The 15,188-nt window shown below is 62.3% G+C and carries 10 protein-coding genes; 6 read left to right on the top strand and 4 right to left on the bottom strand.

The window, feature by feature from the left end; all coding sequences use genetic code 11:
* The first annotated feature begins 62 nt into the window (after positions 1–62).
* The 3 genes from ACNFG0_RS01070 (at position 63) to ACNFG0_RS01060 (ending at position 3,511) form a co-directional block, all read left to right on the top strand.
* The gene (locus ACNFG0_RS01070; protein WP_416763808.1) at positions 63–1,124 is read left to right on the top strand and encodes a YeiH family protein; all 1,062 of its coding nucleotides are present in this window, start codon (positions 63–65) and stop codon (positions 1,122–1,124) included.
* An 88-nt stretch (positions 1,125–1,212) separates the two neighbouring features.
* A complete protein-coding gene (gene ppnN, locus ACNFG0_RS01065; RefSeq protein ID WP_416763806.1) occupies positions 1,213–2,586 on the top strand; it encodes a nucleotide 5'-monophosphate nucleosidase PpnN in 1,374 nt (457 codons plus the stop codon).
* 283 nt (positions 2,587–2,869) lie between these two features.
* Entirely contained in the window at positions 2,870–3,511 is a 642-nt protein-coding gene (locus ACNFG0_RS01060) for a TIGR04211 family SH3 domain-containing protein (protein WP_196143120.1), read from the top strand.
* 92 nt (positions 3,512–3,603) lie between these two features.
* On the opposite strand, the gene ACNFG0_RS01055 is transcribed toward ACNFG0_RS01060, so the two are convergent.
* From ACNFG0_RS01055 to ACNFG0_RS01045, 3 genes are all read right to left on the bottom strand, one after another.
* Positions 3,604–4,539, bottom strand: coding sequence for a 5'-nucleotidase (locus ACNFG0_RS01055; RefSeq protein ID WP_196143121.1), 936 nt, complete (start codon positions 4,537–4,539; stop codon positions 3,604–3,606).
* Positions 4,529–5,233, bottom strand: coding sequence for an MOSC domain-containing protein (locus ACNFG0_RS01050; protein ID WP_416763805.1), 705 nt, complete (start codon positions 5,231–5,233; stop codon positions 4,529–4,531). Before ACNFG0_RS01050 ends, ACNFG0_RS01055 begins: the two co-directional genes overlap by 11 nt.
* A 137-nt stretch (positions 5,234–5,370) precedes the next feature.
* A complete protein-coding gene (locus ACNFG0_RS01045; protein WP_196143123.1) occupies positions 5,371–5,640 on the bottom strand; it encodes a hypothetical protein in 270 nt (89 codons plus the stop codon).
* 226 nt (positions 5,641–5,866) lie between these two features.
* Here ACNFG0_RS01045 and ACNFG0_RS01040 point away from each other — a divergent pair, with 226 nt between their 5' ends.
* Positions 5,867–6,553: a GNAT family N-acetyltransferase gene (locus ACNFG0_RS01040; RefSeq protein WP_416763803.1), complete on the top strand. Its 687-nt coding sequence runs from the start codon at positions 5,867–5,869 to the stop codon at positions 6,551–6,553.
* Positions 6,554–6,663: 110 nt separating this feature from the next.
* On the opposite strand, the gene ACNFG0_RS01035 is transcribed toward ACNFG0_RS01040, so the two are convergent.
* The gene (locus tag ACNFG0_RS01035) at positions 6,664–8,073 is read right to left on the bottom strand and encodes an amino acid permease (protein ID WP_416763802.1); all 1,410 of its coding nucleotides are present in this window, start codon (positions 8,071–8,073) and stop codon (positions 6,664–6,666) included.
* Between the two features lie 433 nt (positions 8,074–8,506).
* On the opposite strand from ACNFG0_RS01035, the gene ACNFG0_RS01030 reads away from it, so the two are divergent.
* Both ACNFG0_RS01030 and ACNFG0_RS01025 read left to right on the top strand, forming a co-directional pair.
* Positions 8,507–9,931: a PLP-dependent aminotransferase family protein gene (locus tag ACNFG0_RS01030; protein WP_416763801.1), complete on the top strand. Its 1,425-nt coding sequence runs from the start codon at positions 8,507–8,509 to the stop codon at positions 9,929–9,931.
* Between the two features lie 470 nt (positions 9,932–10,401).
* On the top strand, positions 10,402–15,030 hold the full coding sequence (locus ACNFG0_RS01025) for an inverse autotransporter beta domain-containing protein (protein ID WP_416763800.1): 4,629 nt from the start codon (positions 10,402–10,404) through the stop codon (positions 15,028–15,030).
* The last annotated feature ends 158 nt before the right edge of the window (positions 15,031–15,188 follow it).

Genomic DNA, 15,188 nt, shown 5'->3' with positions numbered 1-15,188 from the left:
TTTTATAAGCTTATAACTGAATTAACGTAGACCTCATCTCGTCACCGTTCGGAGGTCCTACCATGACCACGGCCCCTGCTACTCCGGCCCTCGCGCCCACCCACTCCACGCGTGGGCGGCTCAATGGCATCCTGTTCGTTGCCCTGTTCGCCTTCGCTGTCACCCAAGTGTCAGCCTTGCCCGCCATCGCCGGGCTGGGCATCAGCCCACTCATCGTCGGTATCGTCGCCGGTGCCCTGTATGGCAATGCCTTGCGCCATGGCCTGCCGGAGAGCTGGGCAGCAGGTGTGAACTTTTCCGCGCGCAACCTGCTGCGCCTGGCGGTGGCCTTCTTCGGCCTGCGCGTCAGCCTGCAGGAAATCGCCCAAGTGGGTTGGTCGGGGCTCACCGTCTCGTTGTTGGTGGTCGTCAGCACGCTGCTGGTCGGCCTGTGGGTCGGCATGAAGGTGATGAAGCTGGACCGCGACACCGCCCTGCTCACGGCCGCCGGCAGCGCGATCTGCGGTGCGGCGGCGGTGCTGGCGTTCGAGTCGGCGCTGCGCTCGCAGCCACACAAGGCCGCCATGGCCGTGGGCAGCGTGGTGCTGTTCGGTACGCTGTCGATGTTCCTCTATCCGCTGATGGTGAGCGCCGGGTGGGTACAACTCGATACCTTGGGCGTGGGTCTGTTCTTCGGCGGTACCCTGCACGAGGTGGCCCAGGTGGTAGGCGCGGCCAGCAACGTGAGCCCGCAAGCCACGCACATCGCCACCATCGTCAAGATGACCCGGGTCCTGCTGCTGGTGCCGGTGCTGCTGGTGGTCGGCCTGTGGATCAGCCGCTCGCGCGCGCCGGGCCAGGCCCAGGGTGGCGGTCGCATCGCGGTGCCATGGTTCGCCTTTGGCTTTCTGCTGTTGGTGCTGGTCAATTCGCTGCAGGTATTGCCTGCACCGCTGGTCACCTCGATCAACAACCTGGACACCTTTGCCCTGACCATGGCCATGACAGCCCTGGGCATGGAAACCCGCTTCAGCCAGATCCGCCAGGCAGGCCCGCGCGCCTTGCTCACCGGGACATTGCTGAACCTGTGGTTGATCGGCGGCGGGCTGGCGATCACCCTGGGTGTACAACGTCTGCTCGGCTAGGCTTTTTCGGCGCCCCCCTCGTTGCCGTGCGCATTTGTCGGTATGGTGGTGTCCAAGTAGGAGTTTTACACGCACAGGAAAGACTTAGATGCCCCAACGCAATGTCATCAACGCATCCGTCAGCCCCAAAGGCAGCCTGGAGACGCTGTCGCAACGTGAAGTCCAGCAACTGAGTGAAGTCGGTACCGGTAGTCTGTACACCCTGTTCCGCCAGTGCGCCCTGGCCATCCTCAATACCGGGGCCCATGTCGACAACGCCAAGACCATCCTCGAGGCCTACCAGGACTTCGAGGTGCGCATCCACCAGCAAGATCGCGGCGTGCGCCTGGAGCTGCTCAACGCCCCCGCCGACGCCTTCGTCGATGGCGAGATGATCGCCAGCACCCGCGAGATGCTCTTCAGCGCCCTGCGCGATATCGTCTACACCGAAAGCGAATTGGCCAGCCAGCGTATCGACCTGGAGAGTTCCCAAGGCATCACCGACTACGTCTTCCACCTGCTGCGCAACGCCCGCACCCTACGCCCGGGCGTCGAGCCGAAGATGGTGGTGTGCTGGGGCGGCCATTCGATCAGCAACGAGGAGTACCAGTACACCAAGAAGGTCGGCCACGAATTGGGCCTGCGCAAGCTGGATGTCTGCACCGGTTGCGGCCCAGGCGTGATGAAAGGCCCGATGAAGGGAGCGACCATCGCCCACGCCAAGCAGCGCATGCACGGCAGCCGCTACCTCGGCCTGACCGAGCCGGGCATCATCGCCGCCGAAGCGCCCAACCCGATCGTCAACGAACTGGTGATCCTGCCGGACATCGAGAAGCGCCTGGAAGCCTTCGTGCGGGTCGGCCACGGCATCATCATCTTCCCCGGTGGCGCGGGTACCGCCGAGGAGTTCCTGTACCTGCTGGGCATCCTCATGCACCCGGACAACCAGGACCTGCCTTTCCCGGTCATCCTCACCGGCCCGCGCAGCGCCGAGGCCTATCTGCAGCAGCTGCACGCCTTTGTTGGCGCCACCCTGGGCGAAACAGCCCAGCGCCATTACAAGATCATCATCGACGACCCGGCCGAGGTGGCCCGACATATGGTCGAAGGGCTGCTGGCGGTCAAGCAGTTCCGCCGCGAGCGAAACGACGCCTTCCACTTCAACTGGCTGCTCAAGATCGAGGAAGGCTTCCAGCGCCCGTTCGACCCGACCCACGAGAACATGGCCAACCTGGACCTGCGTCGGGAACTGCCGCCTCACGAGTTGGCGGCCAACCTGCGCCGGGCGTTTTCCGGAGTGGTGGCCGGCAACGTCAAGGACAAGGGCATTCGCCTGATCGAAGAGCACGGGCCGTACCAGATTCGCGGTGACAGCGCCGTGCTGGATCCGCTGGGGCGGTTGCTGCAGGCGTTCGTCGACCAGCACCGGATGAAGTTGCCTGGGGGGGCGGCGTATGTGCCGTGCTACCAAGTCGTGACTTGAGGTCTTTGGGGCCGCTTTGCGGCCCTTTCGCGGCACGAGGCCGCTCCTACAGGCGCAGTGCCACAAGCCTGACCTGTGGCGCAAAGAACTGGTGGCAAGCGCTGACCTCTGTGGGAGCGGGCTTGTCCCGCGATGGAGGGTTTGCAACATCCTGCAGACATTTCCTACGCCAAGCAGTGAACCTGCCTCGATAAAAACGGTCTTTCGCTGACGGTCAAACCACCGACCGGTTCATCGGCCCAGTCACCGGGCCTTCTTTTGTCCTGTTTCAGCGAAGACCACCATGCCCGACTTCCGCCCTGCCTCCCCTGCCCTTGCCACCCTGTTCGCCGCCGCCCTGGTCGCCCTCGCCGGCCCTGCCCATGCCGAAGAGCCGGCCAGCGATGCGCGTTGGGTCAGCGACAGCCTGAGCACCTATGTGCGCAGCGGGCCGACCAACGGTCACCGCATCGTAGGCTCGGTCAAGGCCGGGCAGAAAGTCACCCTGGTCGACACCCAGGGCAACTACAGCCAGGTACGCGGCCAGAACGGCGACCTGGTGTGGATCCTCAACAGCGACCTGCAATCGGTGCCTGGCCAGGCCGAGCGCCTGCCAGCGCTGGATGCGAAGGTGGCGCAGCTGTCCGATCAGCTCAAGACCATCGACGACAGCTGGAAGAACCGCGTTCAAGGCATGCAGGAGACCCTCGACTCACGCAAGGCGCTGATCGACGAGCTGGAGGCTCGTAACAAGTCGCTCAACGAGCAGCTCGATCAGGCACAGTCATCCCTGCGCGATACCCAGGCACGTCTGGGTGACGAGAACAAGCAGGTGATGATGCGCTACATGGTGTATGGCGGCAGCATTGCCGGTGCCGGCCTGCTGGCGGGCCTGATCCTGCCGGCCCTGACCCGTGGGCGCAAGCGCAACGACCGCTGGTTCTAAGAGCCCGTACGGGCAGCGCCAACCTGTGGGATGGCTCCGGCTTTGTCGGTGTCCGCGGGACTAGCCCGCTCCTACAGGGTACCGACCGCCGCCTAACCCGTCTGGTTGGTGACGCCGAACGGGATGTGCACCGAGGGCACCACGGTACGGGTGCTCTTCAGGTGCCCCGACTGGTCGTCGAAGAAGATGTGCGGCTTGAGCACCTGCAGCACTCGGCGCTTTTCGATGCCGCCCAGGAAGAACGCATCATTGGCCATGACGCCCCAGCTCTTGAGCGTATTCAGCGCACGCTCATGGGACGGTGCATTGCGGGCGGTGACGATGGAGACCCGCAGGCGGTTCTCGTAGCCTTCGTGCTTGAGCTTGTATTGCTCTTCGATCGCCTGGATCCTCGCGATCCGCACGAAGAACTCCTTGAGCGGCCCTGGGTTGTGAGGCTGGGTGACATTGGTCACCTCATGGGCATGAAAACCCACCAGGCCATCGCGCTGCATCACGGCTTCCGACTCGTCACCGGCCAGCACGCCATCGAAGTCGAAGGCAATGCGCAGGCTGTCGTCGCTTTCGTCATCGTCGAACTGCGAATCGAGCACCTGGCCCGCCGGATGGCCGGCCTGGATCGCCGCGTCCACGTGTTTCTTGTCGGCAGAGAGGAACAGGGCGATGTTCAACGCCGGGATATATTCATAGGGCGACCGGCCCTGCATGAAGATTGCCCGAGTCATGTTCAGGCCGTAATGCTCGATGGTCTTCATCACGCGCAGGCCGGTGTCCGGGTCGTTCTGCGACAGCAGCACGACCTCCACCAACGGGTCGTTGGGGTCTTCGCGCAGGTCGTTCAGCGCCAGCAGACGCTTGATGAAGGGATAAGCGATGCCCTTGCCCAGCGGGGTGTGCAGGTGCTGCTCCTGGTACTTGCGGTATTGCGCCTCGCCTTCGCGGCGGAACACCGCATCGGACTCGCTGAGGTCGAACACCGCGCTCGAGGCCACGCCGATCACCAGGCGGGCGTCCACGTCATACGCCACTGGCAGGTGCTCCTTCCAGGCGCGAGGCCCAGTCTTCGACCTTGCGCTGCTCCAGGCGCCGCTGCAAGGTCCTGCGCCACGACGGCACCAGTGGCAAGGCCAGGCATTGCGCCAGCAACTCCGGTTCGAGGTGCCTGTCGAACAATACCGCCGACAGCCTCGCCACCGACCACTCGCCATGCGGGCGCTCGACCAGCTGCAAGCGATCGCCCGGCCGCACCACGCCTTCTTCGAGCACCCGGTAGTACCAACCGGTGCGCCCGCTCTGCTGCACGCGCAGGGCCATCTGGGCCACCTCGAAGCGATCATTGAGCTTCCAGCAGGGTATGCGCCCCTGGGAGACTTCCAGCAGCGCCGAGCCCACGCGGATCCGGTCTGCCAGGCAGACGTCCGTCTCGCGCCAGCCAGTGGTGCTGAAGTTCTCGCCGAACGCCCCTGGCTGCGCCAGCAATGGGTGCTCGCCGAGTTCGGCGGCCCAGTCGAGATAATGTTCACGAGGGTAATGATGAATTGCCTTTTCGATACCGCCGTGTACCCGCAGGTCGCCCTGCTCGTCGCCTTCAAGGCCCAGGAAGGTGACCTTGAGCGGGCCCTGCCGGGGCTGCTTGTCGATGGCGCTGCGTGAGCCAGGTCGCGTGAAGGGCTGGGCGTGTCCGGTGAGCAGGCAGTCGAGGGCAAGGGTGGTCTGGGGCATGCGCAATCTCATGAGCTATCGCTATAGCGCAGAGCTTACCCGAGACCAGGCCCGTACCGGAACGCCCTGGCGCCCGGTTTCGCCAGCCCCGCAACTGCACCAGCGCGAATGAGGGCCGACGAAACCAGAGGGATGCGCTATCTGCCCCGCGCCTTGTTGTAGATGGTCTTGGCGCGGTCGGCCGAGGCCTGGCATTTGGTCATGTCGCCAGCGGCCTGGGCATCCTTGGCCTGGGTGAGCAACTTCTGATAGTCCTGGGCCATGCCACCATGCAAGGCCTGGCCATCGGCCTTGTGGATGTCCTCGAGTTCCTTGATCTTGGCGGCGCAGTTGGTTTCGGGGCCGGATTCGGCGTGGGCGGCAAAGCTTAATACGGACGCGATCAGCAGCAGTGTCATGGATTTCATGGAGCCTTCTCCTTTAGAAGAACCGGACTTCTGGCCAGCGCCTGGACGGCTCGACGCAGCGAAAAGCATAGCCCTCCATGAAGATTCGGCCAGGCGCCGGGGCCGCGCGAGGACGTACCCGGTATTGCGCCGCATGACCTCGCACGGATGCGCGCCGGCCTGGGTTAGACTGTGCACCCTGCGCTTTACCGCGCGGCACGATTCGACCCTAGCTGGAGCTTGCCCGATGTTCATCCTCAGCCGTCTCGACGGTGTACCTCCCGACTCCTTCCAGAACCAGATCCGTCAGTTGGTGATCGATCATGTCGGCGAGCTGAGCAGCGTGGCCATTACCGCGGACAACCCGCTGTATCCCCTGTACCAATATGGCGTCGGCCTGGAAGTGCATCAGTACCTGCAGGCGCTGGACGGCACACGCGGCCTGGCGGTGGAGCTGACGCTCGCCCTGGATGCCGATGCGCCCGACCAGTTGCTCGGCTTCGCCCTCGCCCTGCCCGCTCAGGACGATGCCCAGGCTTGCGCCCTGGCCTTTCTCGCCGTGTTGCCCAGCCACCGCCGCCACGGTATCGCCCGTGCGCTGCTGGCCGACGTCCAGGCACGCCATGCCTGTATCGAACTCAATGCCTTCGCAGGCCAGGTGCCCTGGTTCGAGGCGATGGGCCTGCAGGTCGTCGCCACCGCCGGGCCCCAGGTATTGATGAGCAGCACCGGGCAGGCCAGCGGCGCCTTGATCGGCCGCCTGGACATCGCACCGATCTACCGCACCACCGAGGTACGGCAGATCCACGCCTACCTGCTCAAGCAGCACGGCGAAGAGGCCATGCTTGAAGCGGAAAAACAGCGCGATGAGCGCCTGGATGCACTGACCTTGCAGGCACAGGCCTGCGTGAAACAGCGCAAGACCGTGCATTGAAACCGGCTGGCAGTCGTTTAGCGCCGGCCCTGCTACCGCAGTGACGTGACCTGGAATGAAACGCGGCCGGGTCCCCATGGGGAGCCGGCCGCGCTGTGCTGCAAGAGGCCTCAGTGGCGCTTGCTGGTACGGATCTGGTGCACCACGCCCATGGCCACCACGATGGCTGCGGCGATACCGGTGGAGATCACCAGGATCTGGTAGTCAGGCATGAACGCCATCACCACCAGGCAGACCACGATGAAGGCGATCACCAGGTAGGTCAGCCAGGGGAACAGCCACATCTGCAGGCGGATCTCCTTGCCCTCGGCCTGCAGCTTGCGGCGCATGCGCAGCTGCGAGAAGGCGATCACCAGGTACACCAGCAGTGCGATCATGCCAGTGGTGTTCATCAGGGTTTCCAGCACATCCTTCGGGCGCAGGGTTTCGCTGAAGTTGATCAGCGCGCAGAAGATCGCCACCGCGCACGACCCCATGATCGCGTACACCGGTACGCCGGTGCCGGCCCGGGTGATCTTGAAGAACGACGGTGCATCGCCACGCTGGCCCAGGGAGAACAGCATGCGCGAGGCGGTGTAGTGACCGGAGATCAGGCAACTGCTCACCGAGGTCAGCACCACGAAGTTCATCAGCAGCTCGGCGTATGGCACGCCCAGCAACTCGAGGGTACGGCGGTAGGCACCATAGCCCGACTCGCCCAGGTGCGGGTCGTTCCACGGTACCAGGCAGACGATCAGGAAGATCGAGCCCACATAGAACAGGCATACACGCCATACCACCGAGTTGGTGGCCTTGACGATCTGGGTGGACGGATCCTTGGACTCCGAGGCGGCGATGGTGACGATCTCGGCACCGAGGAAGGCGAACATCACCCCCAGCAACGCACCGACCACCGTGGTGATGCCATTGGGCATGAAGCCTTCGGCGGTCAGATGGCTGATGCCACGCACCTCACCGAACTGCCAGACATTGAACACCGCCGCGGTGCACACGATCAGGAAGCAGACGATGGCCACTACCTTGATCAAGGCGAACCAGAACTCGAACTCGCCGTAATGCTTGACGTTGAAGAAGTTGACCGTGATCAGCAGCAAGGTCGTGGCCAGCACGAACACGTTGACGCTGACACCCGGGAACCAGCCATGCAGGATCTTGCCCGCCACGTAGGCTTCCCAGGCCATGAGGATGACCCAGTACCACCAGTACAGCCAGCCGATGGTGAAGCCGGCCCAGCGGCCGATGGCGCGGTCGGCGTAGGTGGAGAACGAGCCGGTGTCCGGCGAGGAAGTCGCCATCTCGCCCAGCATGCGCATGATCAGCACCACCAGGATGCCGCCGGCCAGGTACGCCAGGACCGCAGCCGGGCCTGCGCTGTGGATCACGCTGCCGGAACCGACGAACAAGGCGCCGCCGATGACCCCGGCGATCGACATCATCGTCAGGTGGCGCGACTTGAGCGAGGCACTGAGCTTACTCTCGTGCTCGTCTTTCGCGGTGGTGGATGTGGATGTTGCGTCCATCAGTTGTGTACCCCGTGCTTCTTTTTATCCAAGGAAAAACTGTGAAACCCCGATGGCTATCGGTCTCACCTGACATCAGTACTTAGGCGGGCAGGAGGTGTGCGCCAGGCACACGCAGGCCTTCCATGGCGGCCTGCTTACGCGTCCGAAGCGTGCCCTGCGGACGAACTGAAAATTGTGCGGGCCGGACGGCGGTTCGGCGCGGCGCAATGAAGGTGCGAGGCGAACCTCGACGGCAAAGCAGCGAATTTATGATTGTGCATGGCGCTGACAGGTATGCTGTGGCGATATCTGACACGTAATGTAAAAATGTCTGACACGCAGAGCCATGCACAGTGGCATGAAAAACGCACTGCACTGTACAGGCCGCCAATGCAATACACCCGCGACACCCTGCAGGCGCTTGGCGTTACGCACACCTGAAGGCACTCGAATGCTCCAGCTACATCCGGACTCCTCCACCCCGCTGGTCAACCAGATCATCGAAGGGCTGCGCGAGGCGATCGACAACCAGACCCTCAAGCCCGGCGCCAAGGTGCCGTCGATCCGCGCCTTTGCCGCGACCTACTCGGTGAGCACCTTCACCGTGGTCGAGGCCTACGATCGCCTGGTCGCCCAGGGCCTGCTGGTCAGCCGCGGCAATGCGGGCTTTTTCGTCAATCGTGCGGCGAGCGAGCTGCTCGAAAGCCAGCATCAGGAGGCCGACACCAGCCGACCGACGTTCAACTCCGAGTGGTACCTGCAACAAATCTTCGAAACTCGCCAGTTGCCCTACAAACCCGGCTGTGGCTGGCTGCCCAACGACTGGATGTACGAAGACGGCCTGCGCCGCGGCCTGCGCCAGGTGGCCGGCAGCCCCCTGGAGCTCTCCGGCTATGGCGACCCGATGGGCCTGCCTGAACTGCGCGCGCTGACCGCACAGAACCTGCAGCAAGAGCTGTCGATCGTTGCCAACCCAGCGCAACTGATGCTCACCCATGGTGCCAGCCAGGCCCTGGATTTGGCCGTGCGCACGCTGGTGCGCCCGGGCGATGTGGTGCTGGTGGACGACCCCGGCTACCCCAACCTGATGAGCATCCTGCGCACCCAGGGTGCCACCTTGGTGGGCGTGCCGCGCACCCCGAACGGATACGACCTGGACCAGCTCGAGCGACTGCTGGCCCACCATCGCCCCACGGTATTCTTCACCCAGCCCCACCTGCACAGCCCGACCTGCTCGCGCACCCCCTTGGCGCAATTGCATCGCCTGCTGCAACTGGCCAGCCGTCACGGTTTCCGCCTGGTGGAAAACAACCTCTATGCCGACATGGTCGCCGAACCACAGCCTTGCCTGGCCAGCCTCGACCACCTGCACCAGGTGGTGTACGTGGGCAGCTATTCGAAGAGCATCTCGCCCAACGTGCGGGTCGGCTACCTGCTGGCCAACCCCGACCTGATGCAGCAGTTGCTGCATCTGAAGATGCGCTCGGGCCTGACCACTTCACAGGTGATGGAACGCGTGGTGTATGCCGCGGTCATCGACGGCCGCTGGCGCAAGCACCTCAAGCGTCTGCGCCAACGCCTGGCCGAGGCGCACCAGGAAGTGGGCCGGCACCTGCACCGGCTGGGCTTCGAGCTGTTCATCGAGTCGGACGAAGGCATGTACATCTGGACCCGCCACCCTGCCCTGCCCGACAGCGCGGCATTGCTGGACGATGCACTGGAGCAAGGCATCATGCTCGGGCCCGGGCAGCTGTTCATGGTCGATGCCCAGCCCACGGGGTGGATGCGCTTCAATGTGGCGTTCAGTACTGATCCGGCGATGTGGGCGTTGCTGGAAAAAGTATTGGTCAAACATGTACGAAAGATTGGCCTGTAGCGTCAAGGTGCGTCGGACCGCATGGCCTTTGCCCGTTTTTCGATACGGACGCTGATTTCTCGAACACCCAGAATTATCCTACAGATCCTTTCCCTTAACGCTCTTAAAATCAGCCCGCCAAGCAACCTATACACCCTTAACCCTGCATGTTGGGTTGCTAAAGAGCTAGAAAGACCAAGCGCTTGTTTTGAGCGAAAAACAACTACAACGGCTGCCCCTCTGAAGCGTACCTGTAGCCCGATAGGTGCATTGACCTGCTACTGCGTACGCTAATTCCCCGGCCCCTCGAAATTCGCGCAAGCCCTTCAACATCCTCCAGAACCGATATAGCACTCGCTTGAACGCTTGCCCTATTACGTATGAGCGCGCGGCGCTTTCATGCGCGCAAGACGTTAGGAGCACCTGCCCTCTGCTCCGGGCATCGTGACCGCTGTGCTGCCGTTGCGGTTCTGGAACCAGAGAAGAACCGCATGTGTAAGAAACATCGTTCGAAGCTATCACGTCCGACTCGCTTGCTGGCCTGGACGAATATTGTCGTGCAGGCCGCCTTGCCGCTGGCGATCACTGCCACGCCAAGTCAGGCGGGAGCCGACAGCGAACTGCCACCGCGCCCTGCCCAGGCAGGTGCCATTGCTGCACAGGTCATTACGCCTGGTGAGCCCCGCAAAAATACGAAGTCACCGCAGGCATTGCCGGAGCTCGGCTCCACCGCGAACACACGCCTGTCGTCCGATGAACAGAAAGACGAACAGGCGCGCAAGCTTGCCCAACTGGCCAGCAGCACCGGCAACTTCCTCTCCTCGGATGCCACCAGCGATACCGTGGCATCCATGGCCCGGAGCATGGCGACCAGCGAGGCCAGCGACCAGGCACAACAATGGCTCAGCCAATTCGGTACCGCCCGGGTGCAACTGGATGTGGACGAAACACTGTCCCTGAAGAACTCGCAACTCGATCTGTTACTTCCACTGCACGACCAAGGCAAGCACCTGCTTTTCACCCAGGGCAGCCTTCATCGCACCGATGACCGTAACCAGGCCAACATCGGGTTGGGCATTCGCCGTTTCGATGCTGACTGGATGCTCGGGGCCAACAGCTTCCTGGATTATGACCTGTCTCGCCAGCATGCACGCTTGGGGTTCGGCGTGGAGTACTGGCGTAACTACCTCAAGTTCGGTGCCAACAGCTATCACCGCCTCAGTAGCTGGCGCGACTCGCCGGATGTCGAGGACTACCAGGAGCGGCCGGCCAATGGCTGGGATGTGCGCGCCGAAGGCTGGCTGCCCTCCATGCCGCAACTGGGCGGCAAGTTGACCTTCGAGCAGTATTACGGCGACGAAGTAGCACTGTTCGGCAAGGACAACCGCCAGCACAACCCCCATGCCATCACCGCCGGCCTGACCTACACCCCGATTCCGCTGTTGACCTTCAACGCCGAGCAGCGCCAGGGCAGCGCCGGCGCCAACGACACACAGTTCGGCATGCAGTTGAACTGGCGTATCGGCGAGCCGTGGCGCAAACAGACCGACCCGGATGCGGTAGCTGCGATGCGCACGCTGGCCGGCAGTCGTCATGACTTGGTGGAGCGCAACAACAACATCGTGCTTGAGTACCGCAAGAAAGAAGTCATCCGCCTGAATGTGGCGCCCCAGATCACTGGTGCCGGCGGCGAACAGAAATCCTTGCAGGTATCGGTCGACAGCAAGTATGGCGTAGACCGCATAGACTGGAACGCTGCGGCTCTGCTGCAGGCGGGCGGCAAGATCGAGGCGCATGGCAACGGCGATTACCAGATGACCTTGCCTGCCTACCGCGCCGATGCACCCGCACTCAACGTCTATACCGTCCATGGCGTGGCCGTGGACAGACAAGGCAACCGCTCCAACCGCAGTGAAACGCGCGTCATCGTCAATGCACCTGTGGTGGACGCCGGGCGCAGTACCCTGACCCCAGCGAATAGCAGCCTGCCGGCAGACGGCAAGAGCACCCAGGTCCTGACCCTTACCCTGCGCGACACCCAGGACGGTCTGGTGGATGTACCGGTCAGCGAGTTGTCCATGTCGGCCCAAGGCCACACTGGCGAAGGTGCCACGCTGTCGGACCTCAGCCGCAAATCGCCGGGCATCTACGAAGCGACCGTGACCGCAGGCACCCTGGCCCAGACCCTCACATTGTCGTCCTCCCACCAGGGCGCCACCCTGGCTTCGGCGAACGTCTCGATCACCTCGGGTGCACCGACCGAAGGCAACTCGACCTTCCTGGCAGAACCCGCCACCCTTGTGGCGAACGATACCGCCACATCGAAACTGACATTCCAGGCCCGGGACGAGCACGGCAACCCGGTTACCGGCATCGCCGGCCAGTTGAAGTTCACCGTGACCAACGAAGGCGCCAGTGCTGACGAGGGTGAGGTGACGGTGTACGGCCTGAGCGAAAGTACCCCGGGCAGCTACACCGCCTTGCTCAAGGGCAAAAAAGCAGCGCCCTGGACGGTGACACCCCAGTACAATGGCACGCTCCTGGGGCGCCTCGACCGGCAAGTGACCTTGCTTGCCGGTGACCTGGACGCCGGGGCTTCCGACTTCCAGGCGAACCCGACCACGATCGTGGCGGACAATATCGCCGCCTCCGACTTGACCATCATCGCAGAGGACATTCACGGCAACCCGCTGATCGGCATCGCCGATGAATTGGGCTTCGACATCCAGGACAGCGACGGCAGCCCCCCCGGCACGGATGACATCCAGGTCGACAAGGTGACCGCAAGCGGCGTACCCGGCCACTACACCGCCAAGCTGCGAGGCAAGAAAGCCGGCACCTGGACGGTGACACCGCTGCACAGGAAACTGGCCATCGGCAGCCACGGCAAGCGCGTAACCCTGGTGGCCAGCGCACTGGATGCGAGCCAGACCCTATTCACCGCCAACCCGAAGTCGATTGCAGCCGACAACAACGCCACAGCCGAACTGACCATCGTTGCCAAGGATACCCATGGCAACCCAGTAACCAACATCGCCAACGAACTGGATTTCAGTGCGATGAACAGCAGCGCAGATCCGGCTGGCACGGACGAAATCAACTTCACCGCGGTCACCGAAAGTGCCACGCCAGGCACCTATACCGCCAAGCTCAAGGGCAGGAAAGCCGATGACTGGACGATAACGCCCCGGCACAATCGTGCTGCGCTTACCAGCCTGAGCGAAACGGTAACGCTGGTGACGGGTGCACTGGATGGACGCGTGTCCGAGTTCCAGGCCAACCCTGGGTCCATCGTGGCCAATGGCACCGAGAAAGCGGCGCTGAAATTCACCGCCAAGGATGCCCAGGGCAACCTGGTATCCGGGCTCGCCGAGCAACTGGATATCGATCTGAAGGCCGATGGTGGCGCCGTGCCCCCTTCGGACAAAGTCGTTGTGTCTTCACTCACGGAAACGGCGAAAGGGATCTACGAGGCGTCCCTGAACGGCACGCTTGCTGGCGACTACACCGTGATGCCCGTCTACAAGGGCACCGCCATGAACGCTCTGGCGAAATCAGTGAAACTGATCGCCGATACCACACCCGACGAAGGCCAATCAGCCTTCGATGCAAGGCCCACCGAAATACCCGCCGATGGGATGGCTGGCAGTACCCTGAGCTTCATCGCCAAGGACAAGCATGGCAACCTGATCACCGGCATCGCCAACCTGTTGGACATCGCTCTCACCGATGATAGCGGCGGTACACCCGATCCTAAACGGGTGAGTGTCAGCGCATTGACAGAAACGGCCTCGCCAGGCACCTATGAAGCCAGGCTCCGCGGCACCCTTGCAGGCAGCTACAGTGTCATGCCACGGCATAATGGCAGGGTCATGTCCGGTTTGGCTGAAACGGTGAAGCTCCTGGCCGCCACCACGCCAGATGAAGGGCATTCGGCGTTCACGCTGGACCCAAGCCGTATCCCTGCCGATGGGCGCACCACAAGTGACCTGACGTTCACTGCCAAGGACGCTCACGATAACCCGGTGACCGGGATCGCCAACGAGCTGGCGTTCGATATCAAGAACGACAAAGGTGAAGCAGCAGGCACAGACGTGACCCTCGGGGCTGTCAGCGAGACCTCGCCAGGCATCTACACTGCGCAGCTACACGGCACGAAGATCGATACGTGGAGCGTAACACCCACACACGACAAGCAGACATTCGACAGCCTGAAACAAGCGGTCGAACTGATAGCCCTGCCGCCGGTGGCCGTGAACTCTACATTCACCGCGAACCCGAAAAAGGTCGATGCCGATGGCTCGACCCCGATCACACTCACATTCGAAGCGAAGGACGAGCACGGCCGGCCTGTCACGGGTCTCGCTGGAAAACTGAAGTTTGTCGTCACGGAAGATTCTGATGGACAAGAGCTAATTGCAGGCGACGTGACGATCGATGCAATAACCGAAAAAAGCGAGGGGACTTATACCGCAACACTCACTGGAACGCTGCCTGATAGATATACGGTAGTTTCATTATTCGAAGACAATGATTTCGGACTGACGAACGAGGTGGAGCTCAATCCTACTAACGCGTTCACGGAAGTCATCGCGAACGGAAAATCGTTCGATATAGACGCAGGGTTCCCCAGCGTTGCATTTACAGGCGCTGAATTTGAGCTGGCCCTGAAGGAAACCAATATCGATGACTATGATATTAAAACTCCCCCGTTTGCAGTTTCGGTTACATCAACCAGCACGGGCTTGAAAATAGGGTTTAAAGGGGAAACCTCCAGCGAAACCACCATCACGCTCACCCGAAAACGAGGCAAGGAAACGCTAAGTTATAAATTCAACCCAGCGTTCGTCCACCCCTCCGGAAATACACTTACGCTCGCCAAGGCCGAGGCATCGTGCGTTGACAACGGCATGATACTCCCGACCAGCGGTATAACCAGCGGTGCGGGTGTGCGACAGATTGGCAGCCTGTGGGGGGAGTGGGGCGACTTGACCCACTATGCAGGCACCTTCGAAAGAGGACTATATTGGCGCAGCGGGGTAGATCAAGCCTTTAATCCAGAAACGGGGGCTAGCTCCAGCGACCTGCCAGACACCGAGTTTCACTATATCTGTCAATAGAAATAGCGGACCAGGCCCTACGGCGTTCATGCCGTGGGCCGTGCGCGTAGCGCGCTGCGTTTTACCCCAATCACATTCAGCTTCGCACTGATCATCTGCGTGGCTTATGATTAACAAGCTTTCTATTTACAACTCCAACTATCAGCTTTGTTTATCAT

Origin of the sequence: Pseudomonas sp. NY15372, from assembly GCF_048068215.1 — a bacterium.
GTDB lineage: Bacteria > Pseudomonadota > Gammaproteobacteria > Pseudomonadales > Pseudomonadaceae > Aquipseudomonas > Aquipseudomonas guariconensis_A.
Note: the sequence above shows the minus strand (reverse complement) of the source record. Positions and strands in the feature narration are given on the sequence as shown.

Excerpts from the sequence above, each read along its gene's own strand:
- ACNFG0_RS01070 (WP_416763808.1), top strand. The coding sequence starts at position 63 with ATGACCACGGCCCCTGCTACTCCGGCCCTCGCGCCCACCCACTCCACG.
- ppnN (WP_416763806.1), top strand. The coding sequence starts at position 1,213 with ATGCCCCAACGCAATGTCATCAACGCATCCGTCAGCCCCAAAGGCAGC.
- ACNFG0_RS01060 (WP_196143120.1), top strand. The coding sequence starts at position 2,870 with ATGCCCGACTTCCGCCCTGCCTCCCCTGCCCTTGCCACCCTGTTCGCC.
- ACNFG0_RS01050 (WP_416763805.1), bottom strand. The coding sequence starts at position 5,233 with ATGCCCCAGACCACCCTTGCCCTCGACTGCCTGCTCACCGGACACGCC.
- ACNFG0_RS01045 (WP_196143123.1), bottom strand. The coding sequence starts at position 5,640 with ATGAAATCCATGACACTGCTGCTGATCGCGTCCGTATTAAGCTTTGCC.
- ACNFG0_RS01040 (WP_416763803.1), top strand. The coding sequence starts at position 5,867 with ATGTTCATCCTCAGCCGTCTCGACGGTGTACCTCCCGACTCCTTCCAG.
- ACNFG0_RS01035 (WP_416763802.1), bottom strand. The coding sequence starts at position 8,073 with ATGGACGCAACATCCACATCCACCACCGCGAAAGACGAGCACGAGAGT.
- ACNFG0_RS01030 (WP_416763801.1), top strand. The coding sequence starts at position 8,507 with ATGCTCCAGCTACATCCGGACTCCTCCACCCCGCTGGTCAACCAGATC.
- ACNFG0_RS01025 (WP_416763800.1), top strand. The coding sequence starts at position 10,402 with ATGTGTAAGAAACATCGTTCGAAGCTATCACGTCCGACTCGCTTGCTG.